Genomic DNA, 26,874 nt, shown 5'->3' on the forward strand with positions numbered 1-26,874 from the left:
TTTTTCCCTACTCCCCTACTGCCTTATTCCCCTACTCCCCTAACTTTCGGAGCACCCTATGCTCGGACGCCTGAACCATGTCGCGCTTGCCGTGCCGGATCTTGCCGCGGCGACAGCGGCCTATCGCGACACGCTCGGCGCTCGGGTGACCGCACCGCAGGCGCTGCCGGAACATGGCGTGACGGTGGTGTTCGTCGATGTCGGCAACACCAAGATCGAATTGCTGGAGCCGCTCGGCGAGGGTTCGCCGATCGCGGCATTCCTCGAGAAGAACCCCTCGGGCGGCATGCATCATGTCTGTTATGAGGTCGACGACATTCTTGCCGCGCGTGATCACCTCAAGGCCAGCGGCGCCCGCGTCCTGGGCGACGGCAACCCGAAGACCGGCGCGCATGGCAAGCCGGTGCTGTTCCTGCATCCCAAGGATTTCTTCGGCACGCTGGTCGAACTGGAGCAAGCATGAGCTGGGTTTCGTTTATCGCCCTGTTCTTCATCACATGGTGGGTGGTGCTGTTCGCCGTCCTGCCGTTCAGCATGAGGACGCAGGACGAGGATCAGGACGTGACGCTGGGCACTGTACACAGCGCGCCGCGCGGACCGCATATGCTGCGCGCCGTGCTGCGGACGACAATCGTCACGATGGTTCTTCTTGGCATCTTCTATGGCATCACGAGGGGGCTCGGCCTCGGCATCGACGATATCCCGCACATCGTGCCGGATTTTAGCCAGAGCCCCAAGAGTTAGCATAACCGGCGACGCACTATTCGTCGCCCTGAACGCGAGCGCCGATGGGGGCAAAACAAAGCCGGCTTCCGGATTTGTCACGCTGCCGCGAGAGCGCCACGCGCTCCAAGGGATTAGTATTTACGCGCGTCAATTTCTTGCTTTAGCGGCCGCGCACCTTCGGGCGACACGTCTGGATAAAGCGATTTGGCAGTACGTCGTGCTAACCAAATGATTGCACAAAAAAAATGCAAGGCACAAGGCCTTGCAATTTAAACGCGTCCGATCTGTTTCCGGTGTCCGGCGGCAGCGAGTAACCGCGCCTAGATCGCATCCTCCCAAGACTTTGACCGCGTAGGAGGGCAGATTTCTTTCCGCCCTCTCGGTTATCGGGGCACATTAGACCAAGGCGGGTGAAAATGTCACGCAGAATTTTGCCTGGAAATAGGCAATCTCGTGCTGCACTGCACAATAGTGTGGCAAGCGTTGCTTGCGAAACGACCAGCAAGGCGGATGCGGCACTGCGGCACCCTTTGCGGCGCTTGGGGGGCGGGTTTCCATTCCGTCATGAAATGGCTATGAAGCCGGGGCAAGCAAGCCCAGCGCTGCGCCGATTCCGGTGCGGTAACTCTCTCTCACGGACCAGTCCATGCGTTTGTCGCGCTATTTCCTGCCTATCCTTAAAGAAAACCCGCGCGAGGCCGAAATCGTCTCGCACCGGCTGATGCTACGCGCCGGCATGATCCGCCAGCAGGGGCAAGGCAGTTTTTCCTGGCTGCCGCTCGGCAAAAGGGTGCTGGACAAGGTCTGCCGGATCATTCGCGAGGAGCAGAACCGCGCCGGCGCGCTCGAGATCCTGATGCCGACCATCCAGTCCGCCGAGCTGTGGCGTGAAAGCGGCCGCTATGACGATTATGGCAAGGAGATGCTGCGCATCAAGGACCGGCAAGATCGGGACATGCTCTATGGGCCGACCAACGAGGAGATGGTCACCGAGATTTTCCGCGCCTATGTGAAGTCGTACAAGGATCTGCCCCTCAATCTCTATCACATCCAGTGGAAGTTCCGCGACGAGGTGCGGCCGCGATTCGGCGTCATGCGTTCGCGCGAGTTCCTGATGAAGGACGCCTATTCCTTCGACCTCGACTTCGAAGGCGCCAGGGCGGCCTATAACAGGATGTTCGTGTCCTATCTCAGGACGTTCACGCGCATGGGATTGCAGGCGATCCCGATGCGTGCCGACACCGGGCCGATCGGCGGCGACCTCAGCCACGAATTCATCATCCTGGCCGACACCGGCGAGAGCCAGGTCTATTGCCATCGCGATTATCTCGCTCTGGCGGTGCCGGGCGCGGACACGGACTTCTCCAACGACGACGCGATCGGCGACATCGTCAAGACATGGACGACGCCCTATGCCGCGACCGACGAGATGCACGACGAGGCGGCGTGGGAGAAGGTTGCGACGAGCGACCGTGTCTCGGCGCGCGGCATAGAGGTCGGCCACATCTTCCATTTCGGCGACAAATATTCGAAACCGATGGGCGCCAAGGTGACCGGACCCGACGGCAAGGATCATTTTGCCTCCGGGGGTTCCTACGGCATCGGCCCGACCCGGCTGGTCGCGGCGATCATCGAGGCCAGCCATGACGACAACGGCATCATCTGGCCGGAGGCGGTGGCGCCTTTCGACATCGGTCTGATCAATATGAAAGCCGGTGACGCCGAGTGCGACCGCGTCTGCGATGAGCTCCATGCAGCGTTTGTCGCCGCCGGCAAGGACGTGCTCTACGACGACACCGACCAGCGGCCGGGCGGCAAGTTCGCCACCGCCGACCTGATCGGCCTGCCGTGGCAGGTGATCGTCGGGCCGCGCGGCGTGGCGGCCGGCGAGATCGAGATCAAGAACCGCAGGACCGGCGAGCGTGAGACGCTGCCGATCGCAGACGTGAAGAAGCGTTTCGGTTCTGCCGCATGAGCGAAGCCGCAGTAGCGAAACCCCCGGCCGCCGGACCTTTTTCCGTTTTCGAACGCATGGTCGCGTGGCGCTATCTGCGCTCGCGCCGCAAGGAGACGGTGATCTCCGTCATTGCCTCGATCTCCTTCGTCGGCATCATGCTGGGCGTTGCCACGCTGATCGTCGTGATGGCCGTCATGAACGGGTTCCGCGCCGAGCTCCTGACGCGCATTCTCGGCGTCAATGGCCATCTGATCGTGCAGCCGCTCGACATGCCGCTGGAGGACTATGCGCAGGTTGCCGGCCGCATCAACGGCGTGCCCGGCGTCAAATATGCCATTCCGCTGATCGACGGGCAGGTGCTGGCGCAAGGCAATGTCGGCGGCGGGTCAGGGGCGCTGGTGCGCGGCATCCGCGGCGAGGATCTGGGCAAGATTTCGATCGTCGCCAACAATATCAAGCAGGGCTCGATCGCTGGCTTCGACACAAGCGAGGGCGTCGCCATCGGCAGCCGCATGGCCGAGAATCTCGGTCTTGTGCTCGGCGACACGATCACGCTGATCGCGCCCGACGGCGATGTGACGCCGCTCGGCACGACGCCGCGCATGAAGGGTTATCCGGTCACGGCGATCTTCGAGGTCGGCATGTCGGAATATGACAGCTCCATCGTCTACATGCCGTTTTCGGAAGCGCAGCTTTATTTCAACATGGATGGCCGGGCGCAGACCATCGAGCTCTATGTCGACAATCCCGACAATGTCGACGCGCTGAAGCCGAAGATCGAGGAGGCGTCGCAGCGGCCGATCACCATGGTCGACTGGCGAGAACGCAACAGGACATTCTTCGATGCGCTGCAAGTGGAGCGCAACGTCATGTTCATGATCCTGACGCTGATCGTGCTGGTGGCGGCGCTCAACATCATTTCGGGCCTGATCATGCTGGTGAAGGACAAGGGCCACGACATCGCCATCCTGCGCACCATGGGCGCCACGCGCGGCGCGATCCTGCGCATCTTCCTGATGACGGGCGCGGCGATCGGCGTGGTGGGCACCATCGCCGGCGTGCTGCTCGGCGTTGTAATCTGCCTGAACGTCGAGCGAATCCGCCAGTTCTTCTCCTGGTTGGCCGGCGAGAGGCTGTTCAATCCCGAGCTCTATTTCCTCAGCCAGCTGCCTGCCCGCATGGACGCCAGCGAGACGATCTCGGTGGTGCTCATGGCGCTGGTGCTGTCGTTCCTGGCGACGCTGTTTCCGGCATGGCGCGCGGCCAGGCTCGATCCCGTCGAAGCGCTGAGGTACGAATGATGGCCGAGGCCATTATCGAGCTGAAGAGCGTCGAGCGGCACTATGTCCAGGGTCCGCGCAAGCTGACCATCCTGAACGGCGCCGATTTTTCGCTGAAGCGCGGCGAGATCGTGGCGCTGGTGGCGCCTTCGGGCACCGGCAAATCGACGCTGTTGCACACAGCCGGACTGCTGGAACGGCCGGACGCCGGCGATGTGATTCTAGCCGGCCGCGCTTGCGGGCGGCTTTCCGACGACGAGCGCACGGCGATCCGCCGCAACGATGTCGGCTTCGTCTATCAGTTCCATCACCTGCTGCCGGAGTTCACGGCGCTGGAAAACATCATGATGCCGCAGCTGATAAAGGGGCTGACGCGCAAGGAGGCTGCCGAGCGTTCGGCGCAGCTGCTCGACTACATGCAGATCGGCAAGCGCGCGCAGCATCGCCCCTCCGAACTGTCCGGCGGCGAGCAGCAGCGCGTCGCCATCGCGCGCGCCGTCGCCAATGCGCCGCTGGTGCTGCTGGCAGACGAGCCGACCGGCAACCTAGACCCGGTCACCGCCTCTTATGTGTTCGAGGCGCTGAGCGCGCTGGTCCGGCAATCGGGCCTGGCGGCGCTGATCGCCACCCACAATCACGAGCTTGCCTCGCGCATGGACCGTCGTGTCACGCTGGCCGACGGCAAGGTTGTTCCGCTTTAGGTGTATCGATATTCAGGTGATGCCGGCCTGACCTGAATCTCCACACTTGGCGACTGACTATCAGCATGCTGTCCGGTTGCATTTTCGCCACACGCAACCAGCGCCGAAAACGGCGGAAATCCGGCTCGCAACCTTTTCTTAACCCTGCCGAACTGAGCGCCCGGAATTTCGCGACACGCTTGGATTGCGGTCGTTGACATTCGAACAAAATTAGAACAAAATACGAACATACTGAAAACAGGAGAGCGTTATGACCGGTCTTGTTCAGGATGTCGTGTCACTGGTGTGCATGAGCACGTTTCTCGTTTCCATGGCAATCTGGATCGGAGCGATGTGAAAGACCGGTCAAAGACGTGGCTCTATCGCTGGTGTCCCCCTCTCCCCGTGAAGAACGGGGAGAGGGGGCGTCAGCGTTGGAACTCGGTCCTTTGCTGACACCTTGCGCCGGGACGTAGCTACTTGTGGAAATCCGCGCGGCTGATCTGAGCCGATCCCGACGAGATTTCAGCCGGCCTTGCGGGCCGCCTCGACAACCGACATTTCGGCCGGTCCGAAGACATCCTCGAATGCGGATTTCAGCGCGAGATCGAGGTCGGCCATCCCTAGGGGAAGGCCGAGGTCGACGAGGCTGGTCACGCCGTGATCCTGCACGCCGCACGGCACGATGCCGCTGAAGTGGCTGAGATCGGGCTCGACATTGATGGCGATGCCGTGAAAGCTCACCCAGCGCCTCAGCCTGATGCCGATGGCAGCGATCTTGTCCTCGGCCGGCGATCCGTCTGCCAGGGTGGGGCGATCCGGTCGCACCACCCAGACGCCGACGCGGTCCTCGCGTCGTTCGCCGCGCACGTTGAAGGCGGCGAGCGTGCCGATGATCCATTGTTCAAGCGCGGCAACGAAGGCGCGGACATCCTCGCGTCGCCGCTTCAAGTCGAGCATCACATAAGCGACCCGCTGGCCCGGCCCATGATAGGTGTACTCGCCGCCGCGCCCGGCCGCGAACACCGGGAAACGGTTCGGCTCGATCAGGTCCTCGATGCGGGCGCTGGTGCCGGCGGTGTAGAGCGGCGGATGCTCGACCAGCCAGACCATCTCGCCGGCGGCGCCGCTTCGGATCGCTTCGGCACGCGCCTCCATCACGGCAAGCGCATCCGGATAGGCGGTGAGGCCGGGTTCGATCCGCCATTCGACCGGCGCCGAACCGGGCAGGGGCAGGAACGACGTGGCGATCTTGCTGCGTTCTGTCATGGCGTGTCTCGTCTAAAGCGCGTCGCGTTTGAAGGGAACCGTGGGCACGCTTTAGATTTTTGTTTTATGCATATCGTTGTCCCAAAACCGCTGCGCACTTTTGGGCGACATGCATTAGCCTCACATATGGCGGCAATCGGGCGAAACGTCCAGTTCCGGGCGCGTTCCAGCTCTTTGAAGGGTTATGCCGAAGCCCGGGCAATTATTGCGCGACGCGCCCTTGTTTCGCCGGAAACGATTTGCTACACGCCGCGAGCCGGTTCGTTTCGGCTCCTACCACGTGCGGTCGTGGCGGAATTGGTAGACGCGCAGCGTTGAGGTCGCTGTGGGGCAACCCGTGGAAGTTCGAGTCTTCTCGACCGCACCAGCTTTATCCAATAAGCTATTATTCTACCTCGCAATTTCTGTTTCCTTGCAGTTCTTCCCAAGACTGTTCATGCAAACTGAAACACTGCGCGAAACTGCGGGCGGTTTGGGCGCGCGGTAAGCCGCGCACTAACCGCGTGGTTTGACCCAAAGCCGTCATACGGCAAGGCCGTTGCCGGAAGGCAATGTATCTGTCAGTACGTCATTCGCCCCCACGCCTGAAAGATGCGTGGGAGGGATATGGTCGTGTCCGACCGGTCGGCAAAGGATTTGATCTCGCGCGTCACGTGGTCGACCTCTTCGGCGGTGGCGATGCCCGATGCTGCGACGGCTCCGGCGATCGCCGCCATGGTGAGCGATGTGGTCTGTTTGATGTCGCGGCTTCGCCCGAAGGGTTGGACGAGGCCGGAGTCGACACTAGCAAAGCCCGCGCTTTCCAGAAGGCGGACCAGCCTGCGCCCGATGAACGGGTCGCCGCCACGCGCCTTGAGCGTCGCGACAAAGAGCTCGCTATAGCGATCGACGGCTGGACAAGGCGGATCGCAGAACTGGCCGGCATAGTCGATATCCTCGACGATCAAGACGCCGCCCGGCGCCAGCGCCGCCCTTGCTCTCGCCAGCACTTCCTCCGGGCTCGCGAGATGCGTGAGAACGAACCGGATATAGACCAACGCGGCGCCCGAGATTGGCCATGGATCGAGCACGCTGGCCTTGTGAAACGCGACATTGGCGAGGCTGCGGTTGGCTGCCTCTTCGCGGGCCGCCGCCAGCTTCTCTTCGTCGAGATCGAATCCGACGACGCGGCCGTTTGAACCGACCCGAGCCGCCAACTCGAAGCTGACGTCACCGCCGCCGCAACCGGCGTCCAGCGCCAACATTCCGTTCAGCGGTTCGAAGCGATCGAGAAGCGCTCGGGTTGCCGGCGCCAGCACGCGCGAGATGAGGGCGAGCCGCGACCGCCCTTCCTCGCCACCCTTGATGATGTAGCTCCGGAGTTCCTCAGCGTTGGCCATGGGTCTCCCCAATTGCTGTTGACGCTGCCGTTTGGCCAGCATCGGTGCCAAGCCGCCCGCCTCCTTCCACAGCAAATTGCCATATGGCGGCGCCGCCGATCAACAACGACGGTCCCCGCTGTTACAGACGTAACCAAATTCCGTTTCGCTGAAATCATTCTGTAGCGCAATTCTACGAGACAGCGCCATTCATGACATGAGAGTAGCGGAGCGCGAGGGATGATCTATCAGCAGTCATGGGATGTCGTCAGAAACCTTCTCTCGGCGATCGGGATCGTGGGCACTGTGCTTGCCCTGACCGCAGCGGCACCCGCGCAGGAAGTGACACTGACAGTGGCCGATCAGAATCCGCCGACCGCCTGGGGCTCCGTCCACGCGATGCAGCCCTGGATCAAGAAGATCGAGGAAGCAACCAAAGGCCGCGTGAAGATCGAGCACTATCCGGGGCAGACCATGGTGAAAGGGACGGAGACGTGGAACGCGGTGCGCGCCGGCGTCGTCGACATTGGCTGGTGCTTCCACGGCTACTGGCCGGACGTCACCCCGCTGTCGGATGTGATCACCCTGCCTGGCCTGCCGATCACGTCCGCCGAGAAAGGCAGCGAAGTGTTGTGGAAACTCTACGAAAGGTTCCCCGCCATACGGGAGGAATACGCTGAGACCCAGCCGCTGGCGCTGTGGATGAGCCATCCGTACTTCATCCTCACCACCAGCAAACAGGTGAAGACGCTGGAGGATTTGAAGGGCCTCAAGATACGCGTGACCGGCGGACCGCCGACCGAGCAGATGAAGGCGCTGGGCGCCGTGCCGACACTGGTCCCGATGCCGGATGTCTACCAGGCCCTCGACAAGGGCGTGGTCGACGGCATGGGAGCGCCTTGGGAGGCGGTGAATGCCTTCCGGCTCTACGAGGTCGCGAAATACTACACGATCGCGCCGCTCTCTGCCGTGTACGGCTCGCTGTGCGCCAACAAACAGAAATGGGACAGCCTGCCCATGGATATCCGCAACGCCATCATGAGCGTCAGCGGCCTCGAAGGTTCGAAATTATGGGGCAGGAACTTCTTCGACGCAGCCGAGCAGGCAGCCCTCGACGGGGCCGAGGCGGAAAACCGCGAGATGATCCGCTACGCGATGCCGACGGAGGAGGTGGTGCGCTGGAACAAGGTCGCCGCTCAGCCGCTGTGGGACGCTTGGGTCAAAAAAATGGAAGCCAAAGGCCACAAGGAGGCCCGACAGATTCTTGAAGCCACCATCGAGATGTTGAACGACTGATGTTCGGCGGTTCTCAGAGCGAGATGACGCCTCAACGAAAAGCCGATGTCCGACACGATGCCACCATCCCAAGACATGACCGTTCTTGGACGAATCGAGAAATGGCAGCGGCGTTGCGAGTTCATGCTCGTTTACGCCGCCGTCACTGCGACCGCCATCATGATGCTGCTGACCAGCGCCGATGCCGTCTGTCGTTATTTTTTGAACAGCCCGATCCTGATCGCCTACGAGCTCACCGAGAAATACTTGATGACCGCGGCAATCTTTCTCGGCCTGCCTTCCGCATTTCGAGGCGGAGCCTTCATCCGGGTGACCTTTCTGGTGGATCGGCTTTCGCCGTTGCCGCGATCGATTGCTGATCACCTCGCATACATCGTCGCCATATTGTGCTGCCTCGTATTCGCGGCGGCGACCGTGCAGCAGGCATACCGCTCGCTCTTCGAGCCCACGAAGCTGAGCGCGCTGCCGATTCCGGTCGGCCCGGCGTATTTGCTGCCCCCGCTCGGCTTCCTCATTCTTGCGCTGGCAATCCTGACCGGCTCGCCGCGTCGTGACCGGCCCGCCGCGTCGTGAACGCTAGCCGATGGTCACCGCGCTTCCCTTAGTCGCACTGGTCGCGCTTCTGCTGCTCGGCGTGCCGATCGCGGTCGCGCTTGCCGCGTCGGGCATGCTGGGCATTTATGTGGTGACCGGCGATCTCGCCAAGATGCTGGGCATCGTCGCCCTGACGCCGTTCGATACGGTGGCGGACTATGGCCTCACGACGATCCCGATGTTCATCCTGATGGCCTATTTCTCGGCTTCGAGCGGGCTCGCGCGCGACCTTTACTCCGCGGCGAGCAATTGGTTGTCGCTCATCCCAGGTGGGCTCGCTATCGCCACCGTGTTCTCCTGCGGGGTGTTCGGCGCGATGTCAGGTGCAAGCGTCGCCGCGGCCTCGGTAATGTCGAACATCGCCATGCCGGAGATGCGCCGGCACGGCTATTCCGAAGAACTTGCCGCCGGCGCGATCGGCGTCGGTGCTACGCTCGACATCCTGATCCCGCCAAGCGTCGCCATGGTGATCTACGGGTTTGCCACACAGACTTCCGTCGGCAAGCTGCTGATCGCCGGCATCATGCCTGGCATTCTGATCGGCATCCTGCTGGCATTGACGATCTATCTCTGGGTCACGATCAGCCCGTCGCATGCGCCTCAGACCTATCGCGTTCCCGCCAGGGAGCGCTGGGCAAGCCTCGCGCGCGTGTGGCCGAGCCTGTTGCTCATCGTCATCGTGATCGCGCTGCTCTACCTCGGGATCGCTACTCCGACCGAGGTGGGCGTGGTCGGCGCGTTGGTGGCGGGCGTGATCGGCGTCGCACTTGGCGGGCTGTCGGCGCATGGCGTGCTGGAGGCGCTGAAATCGACGATTCGCACCTCCGCCATGATTTTCCTGATCCTGATCGGCGCGACCTTATTCGGCCACTACATGACGCTCAGCCGCATTCCGCAGGAGATCGTCGCGTTGGTGACCGCGATGGATCTCAATCGCTGGATGGTGATCATCGGCATTTTGGCGGTCTACTTCGTCATCAGCATGTTCATGGACGAGATCCCGCTGCTGCTTCTGACATTGCAACTGACGTTCCCGCTCATCACTTCGCTCGGCTTCGATCCGATCTGGTTCGGCGTCGTTTCCATGATGATGGTCGCCATGGGGCTTGTCTTCCCGCCGGTCGGCCTCGTCGCGTTCGTCGTTGGGACGACCGCGGGAGCCGACCTGACGAGGGTATACAAGGGCACCAGCATCCTGACGATTGCGCTCGTCGTGACGACAGTGCTGCTGATCATCTTCCCGCAGATTGCCCTGTGGTTGCCGGCGACAATGCGCTGATCATAGGCTGAGCCGTTCCGGAACGGCGGATCGCCACTCTTCCTCCGTTGCTACAACTGTAATCAAATTCCTCCTCCTTGAAATCATTCCGTAGTGCGGCTCTTCGACTATCGCGCCCAACATTTTCGTCAATCAGGCCCAACATTTTCGTCAATCAGGAGAGCGCGATGTATCGAAACGGCATCTTTCCGCACGAAGTGCGCCGAGCCCTCGATGGACGGATGAGGCGAATCAAGAACTCGGCAAGAACCACAGGCAGGCGCGTGTCCGATCCTGACATTCAGTCGCTGCTGCGACCGCTTTACGAGAAGCGCTACGGCTCGCGCAGAAAACACGCCGGCTATCAGCGGTCCGGCCGCTGACCCAGTTCGACATCCGTTTTTCCCAACCAGCCGGGAGGGACAACATCGATGTGTCCAAAGAAGATCGGCAAAGCCGAAGACGAAAGCTAGACGCGGCTTTCCAGCCGCGAAAGCAGGTAGTCTACCTCTTGTCTGGCCGCCGCCGACAACGCGCTGCCCGGCTTGCGCTGGGCGTCGGACGCGATGGCACCGCGCTTCATCATCACATATTTGCGCACCGCAAGGCCCACACCGGGTTGCTGCTCATAGCGCAGATAGGGCAGGTGGGCGTCGAAAAGATCGTGCGCCTTGTCGCGCTCGCCGGCGGCAGACAGTTTCACCACGTCGACCAGCATATCGGGGAAAGCATAGCCAGTCATCGCACCGTCGGCGCCGCGCTCCATCTCGAAGTCGAGGAAGAGGCCGCCATTACCGGTGAGGATGGACAGCGGGCGCAGCGAGCCGTCCTTCTGGAAGCCGCGCAGCGCGCTGATCTTCTCCAGGCCCGGCCAGTCCTCGTGCTTGAGCATGAAGCAGGCCGGGTTGTCGGTGACAATGCGGCGGATGACAGCCGGCGTCATGACGACCGAGAGGGTCAGCGGATAGTCCTGCAGGACGAAAGGAACATCCTCGCCGACCGCTTCGGATGCGTTGCGGAAATAGGTGACGATCTGGTCGTCGGTGCGCAGCGATGGCTGCGGCGCAATCATCACGCCCTGGGCGCCGACCTCCATCGAGGCACGCGCAAGGCTGCGCATTGCGGCGAAGCCGGGTGCGGAGACGCCGACGATGACCGGCAGCTTGGTGCGCGCCACGATGCGTTTGACGATCTCGAGCGATTCGCCGGCGTCGAGCTTCGGGGCCTCGCCCATGATGCCGAGGATGGTCATCCCATCGACGCCGCAGCGCTCGTAAAAATCGACCATCGAATCGAGTGATTCCCAGTCGATCTTGCCATCCGCCTCGAACGGCGTCGGGGCAATGGTGTAGACACTTTTGGTGTCAGGACCGATGGCCATGAGATTCTCCTAAAATTCAGCTTTCAGCGTAGCGGGCCGACGTCCGACCCAACCCGGCAGCTGGTCCGGACGGGCGGGCGCGAAGATTTCGTAGAACGTGGTTTTTAGCACGCATTTTTTTGATATTCCCGTGCCTCGCCAAAGGAGGCTGAGACCGATGCTGGCGCCGATCCGTGCGGCGGATGGACGTCGAAGACCATCGATCCGGACGGCTTTGCCAAAGTGAAGATACAGCTTTAACCTTCTGCAACGCATTTCCAGGTCGAAAACCGGGTTTGATACTCTATCTGTCCGGGAACGCCGCACGGAACGGAGCCATCTTCATGAGTGACAGCCAGGTCCAGGTAAGGATTGCGGGAAGGGACACCATTCGAAGCCTGCATGCCGACCTGCCAGTCAACGCCACGTTCCATATCTGGCTCAAGGCGACCAAGCCGGACGTTCCGGGCTCGCTGTCTTTTTCCAATGTCCGTGGCAAATTCGGCGAGGTAAGCGTTACGAACGCCGAAGAGTATGAATTCAGGATTTTTCACGTCTTCGGCGGTGGCAGCGTCGAACTGGATTACGACACGGATCAAACCTCGGTGTCGGTTGCCTACTGGTTCGCGTTGGCCGACGTGCTGGAGACAGGTATTACAGTTATCCACACCAATCCGGGAAATGCGCCGCCGAACATCCCTGACAGCTATCATTTTCGTCCGCCGTTCGGCTGGATGAACGATCCCAACGGCTTTGGCCGGTTTGGAGGTCGCCCACATCTCTTTTATCAGCATTATTCCCATGGTCTTCGGTGGAACACGATGCATTGGGGACACGCCGTATCTTCGGATTATTTGCGGTGGCGCCACATGCCTATCTTCCTGTTCCCATCGGAAGATCTTACCGCACGGCCCGACAGACGGGGCGGTGCGTATTCCGGCTCGGCAGTCCCGCTTGCCGATGGCCCGGGCATTCGCGTCTTTTTTACCGAGCAGGTACAGGACCGCATCCCAGAACAGCAAATCCAACTCACTGCCACTTCCAGCGACCTCATCATGGCGGGAAATGCGGACGTCATCCTGCCATACCGCCCGCTTGACGAGGGACTGACAGCGGATTTTCGCGACCCATACGTGTTCAGGGGGCCGGATGGCCTTTGGAAAATGCTGCTGGGCAGCCAGAGCAGCGAAGGCGGCGTTGTCCTGCTCTACGAAACCCATGACCATACGGCGGCCAGCGGCTGGACGTATATCGGCAAGCTTCTGGTCGAGAAACACTATCGGACGACGGCGATCGAATGTCCCTGTCTGCTGCCGCTCGACGGGCCTGCGACCGATCCCGCGACGCGCTGGGTTCTAATTCTCGGGTTGATGAACAGTGAGGACCAGTCCACCCGGCGCAAGAACCTGACAATGGCCATTGTAGGCTGGTTCGATGGACAGACTTTTGCCAAGGAATTCGAACAGGAACTGGACTTCGGGGCGGATAATTACGCCTTCCAGGCCTTCGTCGACGGTGATGCCATTGTCGGTATAGGCTGGCTTGCCAACTGGGCCGACACCGGACCGGCGATCGATTTCCCCACCGCCATGACGCTGCCTCGCAATATCCACCTGTCTGCAGGCGAGTTGCATACCCCGCCCATCGGAGCTGCCGAGAGCCTGCGGAGCCATATTCTGGACCGAACACGCCTTGCAGCCGGAGAGCAGGTAAGCTTTATCAATGGCGCCGTCGAAATCCTGTTCGAGTTGGAAAAACCGGGTGTCCATTTCCACCTGAAGCTCGAGCATCCAACTGTCCGCCTCGACGTTGTCGTCGACGACGACGGGCTTGCCATCTGTCATGGAGACGACGCGGCGGAATCTCCTCACTATATCGCCAAGGGAGCCCGTCCAAAACGGCTGCGGATATTCCTCGACTACGGATCGATCGAGGTGTTCGCCGATCGCGGTCGTTGGGCTGGCACGAAACGGATCAGTGGTTTTGAGCCGATACAATCCGCACGTCTCATCGCCGAAGCGGGTGCCGTTCTGCACGCGACGGTATGGGCGCTCAAACCCTGACAAGGAGATCCTATTTCCAGTTCAGGATTGGGCGTCCTCAAACACCGACCAATGAACGAGACCTTCGACGACACCAAAGGCAAACTGTTCCTTCGCGCTGTAAATCAGCGGGTTGTTCCGGGCCATGTCAAGCAGTTCGGGTAAGGCATTGGCGACGACAATCCCGCGCGCACCCGGCAGGTCGAACATACTGCGATCGTTGTTGGTGTCGCCGGCGACGACCACCTCATCAAGGCCGATGCCGAGTTCATTGCAGAGCCAGGCCAGCGCCTGCCCCTTGTCTGCCGAACGCGGCAGGACGTCGAGATCCCGTCCGCTCGAATAGACCATCGTCACCGACAGGCCGGCTTCAACCAGCGCACGCTCGATATCGGCAAGGGCGTCCGGGCTTGCGTCGTGCAGGTACCAACTCGATTTGAAGGCGTGTTGATAACCGTCGGGCTGCCGGACGGTGTCTTTGAGCGATCCGAGCACCGCATCGACCTTTTCAAGAGACCAGCCTTCCGAAAGCCTCTGGGTAAAGTGCTCCAAATCAGTAAAGTGTGCGGGGCGCGAGCTGTGCCGCGGACCGGCGAGCATCGTGCCGACACCCCCGATCACGTAGTCCGGGGCTGGCAGGCCGACTTCGTCGACGAAATTCAAAATGTCGTCGGCCAGACGACCGCTATTGTAGACGAGAACCGGTCGGCGCTCGGGGTCGAGCGCTTCCCATTTGGAACGAAAGCGTGACGTCGCCGGCGCATGGCCTGCCAGGGTCCCGTCGAGATCACTCGATAGAAGCGCGATCGGTCTCAATCGCCGTCGTTCCACGGCTCGTCCCAATCATGGTCGTCGACCGCTTTCAACACCGGACGTCCTTCGACAAGGCTGACAAGCTGCTGTGCGATACCTGTCCAGGTGAACAGGCTGCGCGCCTTGTGCGCACCCATGCGGCCCAGTCGGCCGTAGAGGCGGGGGTGCTTCATAGGCTTGACGATCGTGATGCCCAGATCTTCCTTGTCGAACGGATCACCGAAGAGGGCGTGCCGGCCATAGCTGATCCCGCGATAGAGGCCGCCATGGATCGTAACCACGGTGGGCGTTCCGCAGGCCATTGCCTCGATCGCGGTCATGCCGAACGGCTCGTAGCGGCTCGACAGCACGAACATGTCCGCCGCCCGATAGGTGTCGGCCAGATCCTCGTCGGCAACATAGCCGGAGAAGACGACACGATCCTGCAAGCCTAGCTGTTCAACCTGTTCCTTGAGCTGGTTCAGGATCTTCTGTTCCTGCTCGTCCATGTTCTCGCCGCCGACGGCGAGCCTCAGGACCGCATCTGGCACACGCGGCGCCACCACGGAAAACGCATCGATCAGCAGGTCATAGCCCTTATTGGTGGCGAGCCGGCCGAGCGCCAGGATCGTTCGTCCCTCGAAACCGAGCCGGTGGCGGATCAGCCGGCGAGACGCCTCGCTGACGGGGAAGAACCGGTTGTCGTCGTAACCGGGTGGGATCATGTGCACGCGGTCGCGCTCGAGGCTGTAGTCCTCGACCAGCATGTCCACCTGCGGCGGCGTTGTTGCAATCACCATGGCGCAGCTTCGATAGATGATCGTCTCGTGCTTTATGCGCTCGGTGAAATTGAATTCGGCTTCGAATGTATCGGCCTTATCAGGGTAGTCCGTCTTCATCTGGCGCTGCTTCCATATGCCGAGAGAGTGCGGCGTATGGATGTGCGGGATAGTGAGCGCCTCCGACAGTCGTTGCCCCGCCACACCCGCATCCCAGTAGTGACTGTTGATGAAGTCGTAGGAGAGGTTTTCCCTGCGAATTAGGCGCAGCGCGTTTTCACACCACTCGAGCAGGTGGCGATGGAGATATTCCTTCGGAATGAAATCGGGTCCGCCACAGGCGACACGCAGGACACGAACCCCGTCGGCCACTTCATCGACAGGCGGTTGGTCTTCAAATCGTCGTGTCCAGATATCGACGGCATACCCCAATTGGGCCAGTTTTTTGGCCAGTTCCAGGACATAGACCACCTGTCCGCCGGTATCGGCCGCACCAAGTGGCGGGTTGGCTGCAACGTAGCCGTGGGTTGAAATGAGTGCAATTCTAGGTATCGCCGCGTCCGAGTTGTCGTTCGGCATCTCTATCCTTCTCTACGATTGATCTCCGCGCGCCCGCGGTCGAAGCAAGCGCAGGTCCAACTATATAGGGAACCCAGCCTTCATCGGCAAATATTGAGAGACCCGATTTTGCCGCCCTGGTCCAACGCACCGTGCCCTCTCGGTGCGGGCCGTCTATGACTGCTAGACATTTGGTCCATTCGGCAGATCGACGGTAACGACGAGCCCGGTTGGCTGGTTGTCCTGCAATTCGATCTTGCCGCCGTGGCCCTGGATGATGTCCGCAACGATCGAGAGGCCCAGACCGAAGCCGTGCTTCGACGTACCGCCGCGCGACGTGTCCTCCTTGAAGAACGGTTCGAAAACACGGGCGCGCGCGGGTGTCGGAATGCCCGGCCCATCGTCAACGACCTCGATGCGCGCCGCTGTATCGGTCTGCGTCAATGCGACGGTGACGTTGCCGGCGAACCTAACCCCGTTGTCGCACAGATTGGTGATCGCCCGCGCCAACGCATTGGGTTTGCACCAGCCCAGAAGCCGATCCGGCCCGGAATACGAGACCGGAAACCCGACATCCGAAAATTCGGCGCAGACGGTTTGCAACACGCTGGCAATGTCGACACGCTGCAGCTTCTCTGTCGAGACATCGTTGCGCAGATACGTCAAAGTCTCGTCGATCAGATCTTCAATATGCTGGATATCGGACAGCATCGCGGTTCGGATGAGCCCATCATCCATGCGCTCGGCGCGAAGCCGCAGCCGCGTCAAAGGCGTGCGCAGATCGTGGCTGACGCTGCGCAACATGCGCGTGCGGTTTTCGATCATCGTCCGGATGCGTGTTCGCATCCTGTTCAGAGCGCGCGCCAGGCCGGCCATCTCGATAGAGCCGCGTTCGACGAAAAGCTCGTCGCCATTCTCGATCTCGGCCGAACCGACGGCCGCCGAGATGCGTTTCAATGGCTCCGTCACGGCCCATACAGCAAAGAACCAGATCAAGGTGGGCAAGGCGATGAAAGCCATAAACTTGTAGAACAAGGAACGGATGAGGTCTGATGTCAGTAAGGCATCGGGTACTCCGAGGTGAGCCAGGATGGTCTGCTGATCCAGGCCAATGACAAACGCGGATCGACCATCGACGGTCACCCATCGTCCCTCAATCGGCCTCCTCCCGAACCCGAGAAACCGTTCGATGTTTCGCCATTGCGTATAAGAATATGGAATACCGTCGATCTGCTCCTTCGAAAGTATCTTGAAATCCAGGCCCGCACGAGCCGTCGCTGCCAGAATCTCGTCACGAGCCTCCGCTGGTGCTTCGCGCAACAGGCCTGCAATCACGGTGGCTCGCAGGAGACTGTCGTCAATGACGGGCAGGTCGATATTCCTGGTAAAGCTTTCGACGACCGATCCGGTAGACATGATCACGATCACCGCGACGAAAATGATTGCCGCGAGTTGCCCACGCACTGACTGCGGCAGGCTGCGGCGGATGAAATTCCTCATGCTTCCTCCACCGTCGCGGTGAAGATGTAGCCGCCCAGCCGAACAGTCTTGAGAAGCACCGGATCGCGCGCATCCTTTTCGATCTTCTGGCGGATCCGGCTGATATGGACATCGACGCTTCGCTCGATCGGGCCGGCAAGCCCTGCATGGGTCACGCCGAGTAGTTCCTCGCGTGAGAGAACCCGGCCGGCATTGCGGCAGAACGCAAGCAACAGGTCGAATTCATGCATCGTGGTCGAAACCCGCGCATTGCTTGGATCATGCAATTGCCGGCGTATCGGATCGAGCCGCCAGCCGTTGAAGCGAAGCACCTTCGAGCGATCCCGCTCTTCGGGAGCGCTGGCGGTTCGGCGCAGCAACGCTCGTATCCTGGCCGTCAGTTCGCGCGCGCTGAAAGGTTTCGTCATGTAGTCGTCAGCGCCGATCTCCAGTCCGAAGATACGGTCGATTTCTTCGCCAAGCGCGGTCAGCATCAGGATCGGAACGTTCGTGTGGGCGCGAAGACGGCGGCAGATGCTGAGGCCGTTTTCGCCGGGGAGCATGACATCGAGCACGATGAGATCGAATTTCTGGTTGCGAAGCGCGGCGTCCATCCGGATGCCACTCTCGGCTACTTCCACGATCATGCTGTTTTCAGTGAGCGTCTCGCCCAGCATGCGCGCGATTTCGACATCGTCTTCGACAATGAGGACACGCCAAACTTGTCTTGTCGATTTGGACTCGGCGTTCAAATCGCCTTGGTGTCGTGCGACGTTTGCCATTTGCCTGGACTGGTACCTGTGTGGGCGGTCAGAAACGATATCCGACGAGAAGCATGCCTGAAGGCTGGATCTTTTCGGCGACGATCGGACTGTCGGCGGCGTCACCGACGAGAACGCCGACTCCCGCTTCGCCGCGCACCATCCAGTTCTGGTTGAGCAGATATGTGGCGGACACTGAAAAATCGGCGCGCTTCAATCCGGCGCCGGCATCGTAGCGTGCCAGCCCGGAGCGAGCCGATTGTTCCGGCGTGACGCCGAAATAGGCCTGCATATGATTTTCGTCGGCGAAGACGGCGGAAGCGCGGGCGCCGACCATCAATGATTGGGACAGCGGCTGGTTGACCTCGATCCCGACCTCGCCCACCAGGCCATCGCTGCCGCCGATGGTCTTGTCCACTTGCGCGAAGATTTCAGCCGGGCCGAAATTCACCGTGGCCTTCGCGCCCACGGTTCCACCCATGCCGATGTCTCCCAGCCCGCGCAGACGATCGGCATCGTCTTCATCGCGGCCCATTTCATAACCAAGCCGCGCACTGAACTCGAACCGGTCTTGTTCATAGATAGCGATGTCGGCGCCTGTCGGATTGATCGTCATCACGTCGCGGAATGTCGCCGTGACAAAGGGTACCGGCATGATCTTGAACTCGTCGCTGCCCTCGTACTTTGGAACGATGATCGCGCCGCCGCCCAGGACGACATGCCAGTCGGACAGTTTTTGCTCGAAACGGGCGAAACGGGAAGGTTCGGGCGGTGGAAGGGAGAGATCGTCCGAATTCACCGCAATGGCATCAGCGGCAAGTGCTATTCCCGGATGCGTTGAAAACAGGATGGCCATTGCGGCAAGAGATGCCCGGCCGGCAAATATTCCAGAATCCATTTTGGCGAACATGCGTGCTCCAGTATAGCGAGGCGATAAGCCTCTGATGCTCTCACCATTTCAGATGAAAGTGGCCGCATGCGTGAAGTGATGTTAAGTTTTGTTGCGCAATCGTGGTTTCATCTTGGCGCCTCTACGAGAGAACGATGATGCCAGATGATCGATCCGTTCTCGCTTCGGACGATCAGGAGTAAACGATCGCCCGTCCGCTAATCCAAGTCGCATCAGCCTTCGCCTCCCTGCAGGACAGGGCGCATTTTCGTTTGATATTCCCGCGCGTTGCGTCATAGAGCGGCGGACTCTCAAGTCTAGACGTGCCGCCGCTCTATCTTTGTGTTTGGGCATCGGATTTTGCCAAAACCGGTTTCCACTTTTGGGCTCGATGCTCTAGACCTGACGGGCACCTTTTCCGGAATTCTGATGGCGGGAGGCGCTGATGGAAGGCCAGGACGAACAGACGACCGGCGCCAGGGCCGCTGAGGATAGCCACGCCGACATTTATGGCGAGGACGGCGCCATTCTGTCGTCGTTCCTTGCCCAGATCGGCGCAGCGATCGCTGATCGCGACACGCTGACGCTGAAGCGTGAAGTCGACGACCTGCACCAGTCGGAACTCGGCGATCTGCTCGAGGCGCTTCATCCCGAACAGCGCCGCGCACTGGTCGAATTGTTGGGCGCCGACTTCGACTTTTCCGCGCTGACCGAGGTCGACGAGGCGATACGCCGCGACATCGTCGACAATCTGCCCAACGCGCAGATCGCGCAGGGGGTGCAGGACCTCGATTCCGACGACGCGGTCTACATCCTCGAGGATCTCGAAAAGGAAGACCAGGACGAGATCCTGTCGCAGTTGCCGTTCACCGAGCGGATCAGGCTGCGCCGCTCGCTCGCCTATCCCGAAGAAACCGCCGGCCGCCGCATGCAGACGGAGTTCGTCGCGGTGCCGCCGTTCTGGACGATCGGCCAGACCATCGACTACATGCGCGAGGACCAGAACCTTCCCGACCGCTTCAGCCAGATATTCGTCATCGATCCGAGCTTCAAGCTGCTCGGCGCCATCGACCTCGACCAGATCCTGCGCACCAAGCGTTCGGTCAAGGTCGAAGAGGTCATGCATGAGACCAGGCACGCCATTCCGGCCAAGATGGACCAGGAAGAGGCGGCGCGCGAATTCGAGCAATACGACCTTCTCTCCGCCGCCGTCGTCGACGAGAATGACCGGCTGGTCGGCGTGCTGACGATCGACGACGTGGTCGACGTCATTCAGCAGGAAGCAGAGGAGGATCTGCTGCGCATGGGTGGTGTCGGCGACGAAGAACTCTCGGACAGCATTTTCTCGACCTCGCGCTCGCGCGTTCCGTGGCTGCTGGTCAACCTCGGGACGGCCTTCATCTCGGCCTCGGTGATCAGTATGTTCGGCGCGACGATCGAGGAAATGGTCGCACTTGCCGCACTGATGCCGATTGTCGCCTCGCTGGGCGGCAATGCCGGCACGCAGACGATGACAGTGACCGTGCGCGCGCTCGCCACACGTGACCTCGATATCTACAATGCCGGTCGCGTCATTCGCCGCGAGGTTGTGGTCGGCTTGCTGAATGGCATGGTCATTGCGGCGATCCTCGGGCTGGTCGCCGGCCTCTGGTTTCACAATCCCGACCTCGGTTTCGTCATTGCCGTGGCGATGATCGTGAACATGCTGGCCGCGGCACTCGGCGGCATTCTGATTCCGCTGTTCCTCGACAGGCTCGGCGCCGATCCGGCGATTTCGTCATCAATCTTCACGACGATGATTACCGACGTTATCGGTTTCCTCGCCTTCCTTAGCCTTGCAACCTGGTGGCTGCATCTGGGCGCCGGAGCCGGATAAGGCACTTCAATTGACTTTTACGTAAGTTGCGTGCGAAGTTTTGACGGAGAGCCAACCGATCGATTCCGGTACGGGACGAGCCGCTTTTGTGAATGAAGGGCATCGCCGCATGATGGGTGATCGCGCCGCTTTCCGGGCATTTGGAGTGATGATGCGGGAATATTATTCGATCACAGAACTGACCCGCGAATTCGATGTTTCGACGCGGACGCTGCGCTTCTATGAGGACGAGGGGCTGGTGCAGCCGGTACGGCGCGGCCGCACGCGGCTGTTTCGCCCGTCGGACCGGCATCTCATCCGCCAGATCATGCGCGGCAAGAGGCTCGGCTTTTCGATCAACGAAATCCGCGAAATCATCCAGATGTACAAGGAGCCGCCCGGGGAGGTCGGTCAACTCAATCTGATGATCAAGCGCATCGAGGAAAAGCGAGAGGATCTGCGCCAGAAGCGCCGGGACCTCGAAGAGACCCTGGCCGAGCTCGACCAGGCTGAGGAATCCTGCGTCGAGCGACTGGTGGAGCTCGGCGTCAACACTTGAGTGGCCTTTGCCGCACGCCTCAAATCCAGCGCCGCACCTTTTTCGCGTAATCCCGGTATTTCTTGCCGAATTTCGTCGCCAGGACTTTCTCCTCGCCTTCGATCGCCATCTTCTGCGTTGCGAAGGCCGCGATGATCGCCAGCGGCAGGAACCATACAATCCCCGAGACAAGGGCCACGCCGATCAGCAGCAGCGTGTTGGCCAGATAAATCGGGTTGCGGCTGACGGCGAAAGGGCCTGATGTGACCAGGTGGTCCGGCACGGCGTTTGGGTGGAGCGTCGTCTTTGCCCGGATCATGGTGCGGATCGCCGTGAACCAGAGTGCGACGACGCCGAACAATGCCACCCAGCCGGCCGCGAACAGGATGTCGCCTAGAAGGCCGCCGATCCATGGAAGCGGATAGAGCAAGCCAAGCGCGATGCTGACGGCGATGGCTGCGAGATAGATCAGTGGCGGCCACGGTATAAACCCCGGTTTAGGCTGCCCCGGTTTAGGCTGATGGTCGGTCATTGTGCTCCTCCCTCCATCAAAGTGCTGTCGGCTTTGGCTGTGCAGGCGCCGGCGAGCTCGTCGAGATGTGCCTTCCAGTCTGCAGCCTGGTCGTTGCTGTAGAGCCGATCAAGCGTGGCCTCGCCCTCGAGCGTATCGAGCATGCACACACAATAGCTGGAGCAGAACTCCGTGTCGCGCGATTGCTCGCACGACATCTGGCATTCTTTCAGGAAGCTCACCTGCCTGGTTTCGACCGGTGCCGGCATGATCTGCGAAAACAGCCAGACCGAGCCGATCAGCACCGGCTGGTGGATCAGATAGAAGGCGAGGCTGTGCCGGCCGATAAAGACCAGCGGATTTGTCCAGCGGGCAGGCGTGACGCTCGCCAGCCGCGTCAGCATGCCGGAGGCGGAGCTGAGCTTTGCCGCCGCGATGCCCGCAAGCACGGCGCCGAACCACGGCAACAGCGGGACATAATCGTTGGAGCGTGGATTGGTTGCCGACAGGCCGACCCACCACAGGGCCGGATGGTCGAAGATCCCGGACCTGAGATAGAGCGGAGCGGTGATGACGAAAGCCGCGACGACAAGCGTCAGCAGCGCCGGCAGCCGCAGAAACGCCAGGCCGAGCAGGCTGGCCAGCGCGATCTCGTGCAGGATGCCGAAGAAGATGAAGCTGTCGGGCGTGGCAAACCTTGTGGCGGCCGATATGGCGAGCGCCGCCCCGGCGACCATGGCGAAGCGTTTCCAGAAGCCGTTCCAGCGGATCTGTTTGCCATGGGCGAGGAACAGGCTGACGCCAACCAGAAACAGGAAGGTCGAAGCGATGCAGCGCGCGTAGAACTTCCACCAGCCGAAGGCGGTCAGGCCGGGATCGGTGTAGCCGAAGAATTCGAGATCCCAGGTGAAATGGTAGCTCGCCATGGCAAGCAAGGCGATGCCGCGTGCGACGTCGATGGCGATAATGCGCTTCGTCTTCGATTGATCCTGAACGGGGGCGATTGGCGTAAGGATGCTCATGGTCTCGCAATCTGATTCAGCACTGCAAGACGACTATCACGGTTGCCCCGGACAAAAGAAGGCGGGCCAAACCTCTCAGATGTTCAGGGCGTCGGTGAAAGCGCTGTGTGGCGTTCGCGCACCCAGTTGTGGAAGCGGTGCAATTCATATTCCTCGGGCATCAGAACGCCCGCCTCGTGGCGCATCGAGCGCAGGCCCTTCTGGTTGACCTCGCAGATATCCGCGTCTTCCTCCAGCACCTGCCTGCCGAAGGCGACGATGTTGTCGATATCAGCCGTTGGATCGGCGAGCGCTTCGGGCGAAAAAAGCCATTCGGCGGTCAGTTCGGTCTGCTCCGGGCCGAGCGGCACCAGCAGCACGGTGCGGACATAATCGACATGGCCGACGATGAACATCGACGGCAAATTGGTGGCATAGGTCTGCCCGGCGGTACGCTCGGCGGACGTCAGCTCGGGAAAGACCGGGCCGTGGACGCGCCCGTCGCGCGACCAGGTCTCGGCTCCGGCCCGCAGGCCACCGGAAAACTCCGGCGCGTCATTGTCGGCGTGACGGGCCCATTCCGGGTCGTCGTGCCGCCCCATCAGGCCGCGGCCATAGATCGGCACCAGCCGAGACAGGTCCTTGTGAACGCCCGGGCAATGCAGGCACTCGTTGAAGTTCTCCCAGAAAATCTTCCAGTTGCAGTCCATCACCTTGCGCAGCACATGGCCCGACACCAGCGTCTCCAGCGGCCAGTTGGCGAGATTGCCGGATGCGGGATCGAAGGATGTTTCGGCCGAACCGGCGGCGTCTTCCCTGAGATTGACGAAGACGAAACCGCGCCACACCGACAGTGCGACCCGATAGAGCGAATGATCGGCCTTGTCGAAGCCTTCAGGTAGCGATTTCGACGGCACGCGCACGAGATCGCCACGCAGCGAATAGGACCAGGCGTGATAGGGACAGGTGATGAGCCGCGCCTTCAGCCGTCCTTCGCTCGCCTGGCAGAGCTGCGAGCCGCGATGCCGGCAGGTGTTATGGAAGGCGCGCAGCTCGCCGGTCTCGTCGCGCAGCACGACGATCTCCTGCGTGCCGACACGGAACGTCCTGAACGCCAGCGGCTGGGCAAGGTCGGCCTCGCGGCAGACGAGCAGCCAGCTTCGATACCAGATGGCGTCGAGATCGCGCTGATGGGCGTCGATGTCCCAGTACGCCGACGACGGCAGCGTCGGTTCAAGTCGCGTCAAACCGTTATAGGGATCGTGCTCGCTCGGGCTGGGTTGCATGACCGGCTTCCTGTGATGCTCCAGCCGACACCCGGCCGCGAAAATTGTCAATCACGGCGCCGGCTGGCTGGCCTGCCAAGACGGCGCATTCGCGCTGGTAGCTGGCGGAATTTGGTTTGCCGGGCGTTACGATTCTGCCTATAGTCGCAGCCGTCGTCGGTTCCTTTGGAACCAAGAGGGAATGCGGTGAGGGCAAAATTTGCCCAATGCCGTGGCTGCCCCCGCAACTGTGTGCGGTAGTCCTCTCCATATGCCACTGAAGAGTTTCTTCGGGAAGGTGGGGAAGGGCGCTGATCCGCGAGCCAGGAGACCTGCCGGCGACAGGAGAACTGACTTCTATGCCCTCGGGTGGAGGGCGAAAGGACAAGACATGAATACCGCTTCCGTCTCGCTCGGCGCTTCCGTCTCCTCGCAGTCGCGCTTCTTGCAGCTGGCGCTTGCTGCATTTCTCGGCATTTTCGTCATGGGCTTTGTCGGCTTCTCGCATATCGATGCGGTCCACAATGCCGCTCACGACTATCGCCATTCGATGGCGTTTCCCTGCCACTGACGAGGGGCTGACATCATGACATTGTTTCGCAACGTCGTGTTCATCGCGGCGATCGCAGGGCTTGTGGCCGGCGTCGTCCTCGCCTGCATGCAGGCCTATGCCACCGTGCCGCTCATCCTGAAGGCGGAAGTCTACGAGCAGGCCGGCGGCGGCCACGCGCATGACCATGCCGCGGCGCCGATAGCACCTGCCGAAAACGCAATGAGCACGACTGCTATGAGCAGCGCCGCACCGGCTGAAGCTGCCGCTCCGGAAGACGAAGGCTGGGCGCCGGCCGATGGCTTCGAGCGTTTCGTCTTCAATATCGCTGCCAATGTCGTTACCGGCATCGGCTTTGCTCTGATCCTGGTCGCCGCTTCGGAGTTTGCCGGCGGCATCGGCAATTGGCGTCAGGGCCTGTTCTGGGGGCTCGCTGGCTTTGCCGTGTTCACGCTGGCTCCGAACCTTGGCCTGCCACCCGAACTGCCGGCGATGCCGGCCGCCGATCTCGCCCAGCGCCAGATCTGGTGGATGGCGACAGTGGTGGCGACAGCGGCCGGTCTCGGCCTGCTTGCCTTCCGCAAGTCGCTGCCGCTGGCGCTGCTTGCAGTGGCGTTGATCGTGGCGCCGCATATCGTCGGCGCGCCGCAGCCCGACAATTTCGAGTCGCCGATCCCGGAAGGTCTGCATCACCAGTTCGTGGTGGCGGTGACGCTGACCAATCTGGTGTTCTGGCTGGTGCTCGGCGCCGTCGTCGGCGTGGTGCGTGGCCGCTTGACCGGCACGGCGACGAGCCTGCGCGACAGCTTTGCCTGATCGCGTTGCTTCCGGCGGGACGCTGACGCTGGTCATCGGCGGTGCGCGCTCCGGCAAGAGCGCGCATGCCGAAAGATTGGTGACGGCCTGTCCGGCGCCGTGGACATACATCGCCACGGCGCAAGCCTATGACGACGAGATGCGCGAGCGCATCGCGCTGCACCGATCGCGGCGCGGCGAGGGCTGGACGACCATCGATGCGCCGCTCGATCTCGTCGGCGCGATCGAGGCCCTGCCTGACGGCCGGCCTGTCCTGATCGACTGCCTGACGCTGTGGCTGACCAACCATATGCTGGCCGAACATGACATTGAGGCTGAATGCCGGGGGCTGGCCGATGTGTTGTCGCGACCGCGCGGGCCATGGCTCGTGGTCTCCAACGAGGTCGGCCAGGGCATCGTGCCGGACAATGCGCTCGCCCGTCGGTTTCGCGATGCCGCCGGCCGGCTCAACCAGCAGGTCGCGACGATAGCCGATACGGTGCTGATGATGGTGGCGGGACTGCCGCTGAAGGTGAAGTGACATGGCTGATACTATCGAACCCAAGGACGAAGAACGCCACCGCGCCAAGATGGCCAAGCGCAAGGCGGTGCAGGACGCCGAGGTCGCGGCAAAGACGGTCGAGAAGGGGCTGCTGATCGTCAACACCGGCCCCGGCAAGGGCAAGACCACCGCTGCCTTCGGGCTGGCGCTGAGGATGCTCGGCTACGGCAAGCGCGTCGGCGTCGTCCAGTTCATCAAGGGCAAATGGCACACCGGCGAGAAGGACGCCTTTGCCGTTTTCGGCGATCGGGTCGTTTGGCACACGATGGGCGAGGGTTTTACCTGGGAGACTCAGGATCTGAAGCGCGACATCGCTGCCGCCGAGGCCGCCTGGGCCAAGGTGCTCGAGCTGATGGCCGATCCGTCGATCAGCCTCCTGGTGCTCGACGAGCTGAACATTGCGCTGCGCTACGACTATCTCGATCTGGACAAGGTGGTGGCGGCGCTGAAAGGGCGCCGCGAGGGTCTGCATGTCGTCGTCACTGGCCGCAACGCCAAGCCGGCGCTGGTCGAGGCGGCCGATCTGGTCACCGAGATGGGCGTGACCAAGCATCACTTTTCCGCCGGCGTGAAGGCGCAGCAAGGCATAGAGTTCTGAGAGGTTTTGGCCGCGCCTCTTCTTCCTTCTCCCCCTGTGGGACCTTTGCACAGAAGCCGAACGGTGATTCTGTGGTGAAGGTTGGAGCAGGGAGATTCGGGATGGCGGATCGTGTTTTGGG

Annotated in this window: 26 protein-coding genes, 1 tRNA gene and 1 riboswitch; of the genes, 16 read left to right on the top strand and 11 right to left on the bottom strand. The window is 61.4% G+C overall.

Annotation, left to right across the window (positions count from 1 at the left end; all coding sequences use genetic code 11):
• Positions 1-58: 58 nt before the first annotated feature.
• The 5 genes from mce to CIT25_RS05015 all read left to right on the top strand — a co-directional run bounded on the left by mce (position 59) and on the right by CIT25_RS05015 (position 4,664).
• Positions 59-463: a methylmalonyl-CoA epimerase gene (gene mce, locus CIT25_RS04995; RefSeq protein ID WP_095483449.1), complete on the top strand. Its 405-nt coding sequence runs from the start codon at positions 59-61 to the stop codon at positions 461-463.
• Positions 460-744, top strand: a complete 285-nt coding sequence (locus CIT25_RS05000; protein WP_095483450.1) for a DUF1467 family protein — start codon at positions 460-462, stop codon at positions 742-744. The genes mce and CIT25_RS05000 overlap by 4 nt, the downstream gene beginning before the upstream one ends.
• Positions 745-1,372: 628 nt before the next feature.
• The gene (proS, locus tag CIT25_RS05005; RefSeq protein ID WP_095483451.1) at positions 1,373-2,701 is read left to right on the top strand and encodes a proline--tRNA ligase; all 1,329 of its coding nucleotides are present in this window, start codon (positions 1,373-1,375) and stop codon (positions 2,699-2,701) included.
• Positions 2,698-3,984 carry a lipoprotein-releasing ABC transporter permease subunit gene (locus CIT25_RS05010; RefSeq protein WP_095483452.1) on the top strand — a complete coding sequence of 429 codons (1,287 nt, stop codon included), beginning with the start codon at positions 2,698-2,700 and terminating at the stop codon, positions 3,982-3,984. The genes proS and CIT25_RS05010 overlap by 4 nt, the downstream gene beginning before the upstream one ends.
• Positions 3,981-4,664 (top strand): ABC transporter ATP-binding protein, encoded by a 684-nt coding sequence (locus CIT25_RS05015; protein WP_185928275.1) that lies wholly within the window; start codon positions 3,981-3,983, stop codon positions 4,662-4,664. The genes CIT25_RS05010 and CIT25_RS05015 overlap by 4 nt, the downstream gene beginning before the upstream one ends.
• A gap of 504 nt (positions 4,665-5,168) precedes the next feature.
• Here CIT25_RS05015 and lipB read toward each other — a convergent pair.
• Positions 5,169-5,912, bottom strand: a complete 744-nt coding sequence (gene lipB, locus CIT25_RS05020) for a lipoyl(octanoyl) transferase LipB (protein ID WP_095483454.1) — start codon at positions 5,910-5,912, stop codon at positions 5,169-5,171.
• Between the two features lie 282 nt (positions 5,913-6,194).
• On the opposite strand from lipB, the gene CIT25_RS05025 reads away from it, so the two are divergent.
• A tRNA-Leu gene (locus tag CIT25_RS05025) sits at positions 6,195-6,279 on the top strand.
• Between the two features lie 193 nt (positions 6,280-6,472).
• On the opposite strand, the gene CIT25_RS05030 is transcribed toward CIT25_RS05025, so the two are convergent.
• On the bottom strand, positions 6,473-7,291 hold the full coding sequence (locus CIT25_RS05030; RefSeq protein ID WP_158302514.1) for a methyltransferase domain-containing protein: 819 nt from the start codon (positions 7,289-7,291) through the stop codon (positions 6,473-6,475).
• A 219-nt stretch (positions 7,292-7,510) separates the two neighbouring features.
• Here CIT25_RS05030 and CIT25_RS05035 point away from each other — a divergent pair, with 219 nt between their 5' ends.
• From CIT25_RS05035 to CIT25_RS05045, 3 genes are read left to right on the top strand one after another with little or no spacing between them, the layout of a single operon-like run.
• Complete coding sequence (locus CIT25_RS05035; RefSeq protein ID WP_095483456.1) at positions 7,511-8,566, top strand: TRAP transporter substrate-binding protein; 1,056 nt, start codon at positions 7,511-7,513, stop codon at positions 8,564-8,566.
• Positions 8,567-8,611: 45 nt separating this feature from the next.
• On the top strand, positions 8,612-9,139 hold the full coding sequence (locus CIT25_RS05040) for a TRAP transporter small permease (RefSeq protein WP_095483457.1): 528 nt from the start codon (positions 8,612-8,614) through the stop codon (positions 9,137-9,139).
• 10 nt (positions 9,140-9,149) lie between these two features.
• Positions 9,150-10,439 carry a TRAP transporter large permease gene (locus CIT25_RS05045; RefSeq protein ID WP_095483458.1) on the top strand — a complete coding sequence of 430 codons (1,290 nt, stop codon included), beginning with the start codon at positions 9,150-9,152 and terminating at the stop codon, positions 10,437-10,439.
• A 448-nt stretch (positions 10,440-10,887) separates the two neighbouring features.
• Here CIT25_RS05045 and CIT25_RS05055 read toward each other — a convergent pair whose 3' ends face one another.
• Positions 10,888-11,799: a dihydrodipicolinate synthase family protein gene (locus CIT25_RS05055; protein ID WP_095483460.1), complete on the bottom strand. Its 912-nt coding sequence runs from the start codon at positions 11,797-11,799 to the stop codon at positions 10,888-10,890.
• A gap of 323 nt (positions 11,800-12,122) precedes the next feature.
• On the opposite strand from CIT25_RS05055, the gene CIT25_RS05060 reads away from it, so the two are divergent.
• Entirely contained in the window at positions 12,123-13,841 is a 1,719-nt protein-coding gene (locus CIT25_RS05060) for a GH32 C-terminal domain-containing protein (RefSeq protein ID WP_095483492.1), read from the top strand.
• 21 nt (positions 13,842-13,862) lie between these two features.
• Here the strand turns inward: CIT25_RS05060 and CIT25_RS05065 are convergent, their stop codons facing one another.
• The 5 genes from CIT25_RS05065 to CIT25_RS05085 all read right to left on the bottom strand — a co-directional run bounded on the left by CIT25_RS05065 (position 13,863) and on the right by CIT25_RS05085 (position 19,099).
• Positions 13,863-14,636, bottom strand: coding sequence for an HAD-IIB family hydrolase (locus CIT25_RS05065; RefSeq protein ID WP_095483461.1), 774 nt, complete (start codon positions 14,634-14,636; stop codon positions 13,863-13,865).
• Positions 14,633-15,970, bottom strand: a complete 1,338-nt coding sequence (locus CIT25_RS05070; protein ID WP_095483462.1) for a glycosyltransferase family 4 protein — start codon at positions 15,968-15,970, stop codon at positions 14,633-14,635. Before CIT25_RS05070 ends, CIT25_RS05065 begins: the two co-directional genes overlap by 4 nt.
• A gap of 162 nt (positions 15,971-16,132) precedes the next feature.
• Entirely contained in the window at positions 16,133-17,449 is a 1,317-nt protein-coding gene (locus CIT25_RS05075; protein WP_095483463.1) for a HAMP domain-containing sensor histidine kinase, read from the bottom strand.
• A complete protein-coding gene (locus tag CIT25_RS05080; protein ID WP_167391033.1) occupies positions 17,446-18,210 on the bottom strand; it encodes a response regulator transcription factor in 765 nt (254 codons plus the stop codon). Before CIT25_RS05080 ends, CIT25_RS05075 begins: the two co-directional genes overlap by 4 nt.
• 28 nt (positions 18,211-18,238) lie before the next feature.
• Positions 18,239-19,099: a MipA/OmpV family protein gene (locus tag CIT25_RS05085; protein ID WP_095483464.1), complete on the bottom strand. Its 861-nt coding sequence runs from the start codon at positions 19,097-19,099 to the stop codon at positions 18,239-18,241.
• 424 nt (positions 19,100-19,523) lie between these two features.
• Between CIT25_RS05085 and mgtE the strand changes: the two genes are divergently transcribed.
• The gene (mgtE, locus tag CIT25_RS05090; RefSeq protein WP_095483465.1) at positions 19,524-20,954 is read left to right on the top strand and encodes a magnesium transporter; all 1,431 of its coding nucleotides are present in this window, start codon (positions 19,524-19,526) and stop codon (positions 20,952-20,954) included.
• Between the two features lie 151 nt (positions 20,955-21,105).
• Entirely contained in the window at positions 21,106-21,492 is a 387-nt protein-coding gene (locus CIT25_RS05095) for a MerR family transcriptional regulator (RefSeq protein ID WP_023685221.1), read from the top strand.
• A gap of 19 nt (positions 21,493-21,511) precedes the next feature.
• Here CIT25_RS05095 and CIT25_RS05100 read toward each other — a convergent pair whose 3' ends face one another.
• From CIT25_RS05100 to CIT25_RS05110, 3 genes are all read right to left on the bottom strand, one after another.
• Positions 21,512-22,003, bottom strand: coding sequence for a methyltransferase family protein (locus CIT25_RS05100; protein ID WP_095483466.1), 492 nt, complete (start codon positions 22,001-22,003; stop codon positions 21,512-21,514).
• Positions 22,000-23,004 carry an acetyltransferase domain-containing protein gene (locus tag CIT25_RS05105; RefSeq protein ID WP_095483467.1) on the bottom strand — a complete coding sequence of 335 codons (1,005 nt, stop codon included), beginning with the start codon at positions 23,002-23,004 and terminating at the stop codon, positions 22,000-22,002. Before CIT25_RS05105 ends, CIT25_RS05100 begins: the two co-directional genes overlap by 4 nt.
• An 83-nt stretch (positions 23,005-23,087) precedes the next feature.
• The gene (locus CIT25_RS05110) at positions 23,088-24,269 is read right to left on the bottom strand and encodes an aromatic ring-hydroxylating oxygenase subunit alpha (RefSeq protein ID WP_095483468.1); all 1,182 of its coding nucleotides are present in this window, start codon (positions 24,267-24,269) and stop codon (positions 23,088-23,090) included.
• Between the two features lie 140 nt (positions 24,270-24,409).
• Positions 24,410-24,602, top strand: a riboswitch (cobalamin riboswitch).
• A 37-nt stretch (positions 24,603-24,639) separates the two neighbouring features.
• On the opposite strand from CIT25_RS05110, the gene CIT25_RS05115 reads away from it, so the two are divergent.
• The 4 genes from CIT25_RS05115 to cobO are packed head-to-tail and all read left to right on the top strand — an operon-like array spanning position 24,640 to position 26,753.
• Complete coding sequence (locus CIT25_RS05115; protein WP_095483469.1) at positions 24,640-24,819, top strand: CbtB domain-containing protein; 180 nt, start codon at positions 24,640-24,642, stop codon at positions 24,817-24,819.
• A gap of 15 nt (positions 24,820-24,834) precedes the next feature.
• Positions 24,835-25,614 (top strand): CbtA family protein, encoded by a 780-nt coding sequence (locus tag CIT25_RS05120; protein ID WP_095483470.1) that lies wholly within the window; start codon positions 24,835-24,837, stop codon positions 25,612-25,614.
• A gap of 22 nt (positions 25,615-25,636) precedes the next feature.
• Positions 25,637-26,134 (top strand): bifunctional adenosylcobinamide kinase/adenosylcobinamide-phosphate guanylyltransferase, encoded by a 498-nt coding sequence (gene cobU, locus CIT25_RS05125; protein WP_425351732.1) that lies wholly within the window; start codon positions 25,637-25,639, stop codon positions 26,132-26,134.
• A gap of 1 nt (position 26,135) precedes the next feature.
• A complete protein-coding gene (gene cobO / locus CIT25_RS05130; RefSeq protein WP_095483472.1) occupies positions 26,136-26,753 on the top strand; it encodes a cob(I)yrinic acid a,c-diamide adenosyltransferase in 618 nt (205 codons plus the stop codon).
• Positions 26,754-26,874: the final 121 nt, after the last annotated feature.

Source organism: Mesorhizobium mediterraneum (assembly GCF_002284565.1).
GTDB classification, from domain to species: domain Bacteria; phylum Pseudomonadota; class Alphaproteobacteria; order Rhizobiales; family Rhizobiaceae; genus Mesorhizobium; species Mesorhizobium mediterraneum.